This is a genomic window from Collinsella aerofaciens (genome assembly GCF_015556945.1).
GTDB classification, from domain to species: Bacteria; Actinomycetota; Coriobacteriia; order Coriobacteriales; family Coriobacteriaceae; genus Collinsella; species Collinsella aerofaciens_AO.
Map to the genome: position 1 here is coordinate 1 of NZ_JADNNH010000042.1, position 2,215 is coordinate 2,215.

The 2,215-nt window shown below is 59.1% G+C and carries 2 protein-coding genes; both read right to left on the minus strand.

Features of this window, described 5'->3' with window-relative positions:
* Nucleotides 1-669, minus strand: a 669-nt coding sequence (locus I2F59_RS09460) for a phosphoheptose isomerase family protein (protein WP_458795921.1), incomplete at its 3' end; no start/stop codon positions are given.
* Between the two features lie 170 nt (nucleotides 670-839).
* Nucleotides 840-2,054, minus strand: a complete 1,215-nt coding sequence (locus I2F59_RS09465; protein WP_195241124.1) for an MFS transporter — start codon at nucleotides 2,052-2,054, stop codon at nucleotides 840-842.
* Between the last annotated feature and the right edge of the window lie 161 nt (nucleotides 2,055-2,215).

The following is a 2,215-nucleotide window of genomic DNA, read 5'->3' on the forward strand; positions in this document are numbered from 1 at the left end:
GGCGCCGGAGCCGATGAACATGGTGTAGGGGGCCAGGGCGTACTTCTTGGCGAGCTCCTCGGCGCGCGGCTCGAAGCTCTTGCGGATGTCGACCAGGTGGGTCCAAACATCCTTGGTCTGCTCGATGAACTTATCGAACTGCGGGAAGCAGCCGCGGCGGTTGAGCAGGCGCAGGCCGAAGCAGTCGGCGAGGTAGTAGCCCATCTCGCAGCCACCGTTACCATGATCGGAAGCCATCTTGACGCAATTCTCGGCGCCGACAGCCTGGCCGATGGGGCCCTCGGGCTTGGTCATGGCGTAGACACGAATGCCCTTTTCCTTCATCTTCTTGACGGCCTCGAGGACCTCGGGGGTGGTGCCGGACTCGGAGGCGGTGAGCACGACGGACTTCTCGGTCATGCGCTTGTGGCCCATGACGTTCCACTCGGCGGCGTGGATCAGGTAGACCTCGAGGTCGCGGTCGCCGAACTTGTTCATGAGGTACTCGAGCTGCATGAGCTCGTCCCAGGTGCCGCCGACGCCCATCAGGAACACGGCGTCGTAGCCCTCGTCGGCGACCTTGTCGGCGAGCTCAATCATCTTCTTGCCGGTCTCGTAGACGTTCTTGCCGTCCTCGACGTAGCCCTCCTGGCTAAAGTGCATGATCTCGATCTTCTCGGTTTCCTTCATGGCTTTTCCTTTCTGTCCTGCACGCAACTCTATACATCGCGTTTCTTTTCGATACCAATTATAGACATACACCTAATGTGTTTTTAATACCACTTATCAATCTGCTCCAATCCTCGGTGAACGGTCGAAATTCTCTGGTGAGTGGTATTAAATTAGAATTGAATGTATAGCTAACGCCTCTGGCGCCTCCCTTGTGTGACAAAGAACAGCGTTCCTACCAGCGCAATAATGGTCGATGCCCCAAACAGTACCGTCTGGACACCCAAAGCCTCCGCCAAAAACGGAGCCGCCAGCAGCGGCAGCACGCCGGCGCTCATCAGGCCAAAACGCACAAAGCCGGTAATGCGCCCCAGGTATTTGATGTCAGCGCGCTCCTGAATCAAGATCATCTGCAGCGGTTCCAGGAATCCCCAGGCCAGACCGTTAATCGCCTGACCGATAATCGCGACCCCCAGCATATCGGTGCCCACGTACACCATGGACCCAATGCCCACGGCCATGAGCGCGCCGAGCAGCAATCGCAGGTTGACATGGCGGGCAGAAAGCTTGGTCAGGATGAACGCGCCCACCGAGGAAGTGAGGCCCACGACCGAGGACAGCCAGCCCAGCCAGACGATATCCACGTTGAGCACATCGCGATAGAACAACGACTCCAGCGAATCGAACGCGCCAAACGCAAAGAAGCCCAGAAAGCCCGAGATAAAGATAAGGCGCAGGTCGTGGTCGCGAAACGTAAGTCGCGCGCCCTCGGCCATGCCGCCCAGAATGCCGCCCTTCGGCTTCTCCCCTTTTGCGGGAGCAACACACTCGTGACAGCCCAAGGAGAGCACGGCCGCCACACCCATCATGCCCGCCATGAGCAGATAGACCGATTGCGTGGCAAAACAGCTCACGATGGCACCACCGAGCAGCGGGCCAGCGGTATAGGCGATATTGCTGTAGAACACCATGAGACCGTTCACGCGGGTACGGCCCTCGGTGGTCGACTCCAGGTATCCCGGAAACGCATGCGTACAGGTGTTGATAAAGCCGCCCGCAAGCCCCAAGACGCACGCGGCAAACACAAGCCCGGGGACAGACAACGGCGCCAACCCCACGCCAAGCGATAGCACCGCCGTAATCACGCACGTCACAAACGACGTCCGGCGCGGTCCAAAGCGGTCGATGACCGAGCCCGACACCATATTGCCCGCCGACGTCATAAGATTGCGTACGAGCGTAATGGCAGCAACCAAAAAGGCCGTGCCAGCCAAATCATACGTCGCCGCGCCGATAAGCCCTAAAAAGTACACCGCGTTGTTGGCGCACCATTGCAGGGACTCAATAAGAATCAGCCTGACCTCTGCCGGCGTCAGGCGCATTGCTTCGCGATCCTTCGCGAACATACGAACTCCCTCTATACAAGTAAGGGGATGGAGGGCATAGGCCCGCTCCATCCCCTTACCAGGTTGCAATGACAGTCTATGCAGCCGGGCCCTTACGCCAGCACGCCGAAGAACGCGCCGATGATGCCCACGACCATGGTGGCCACGATCAGCACCATGGG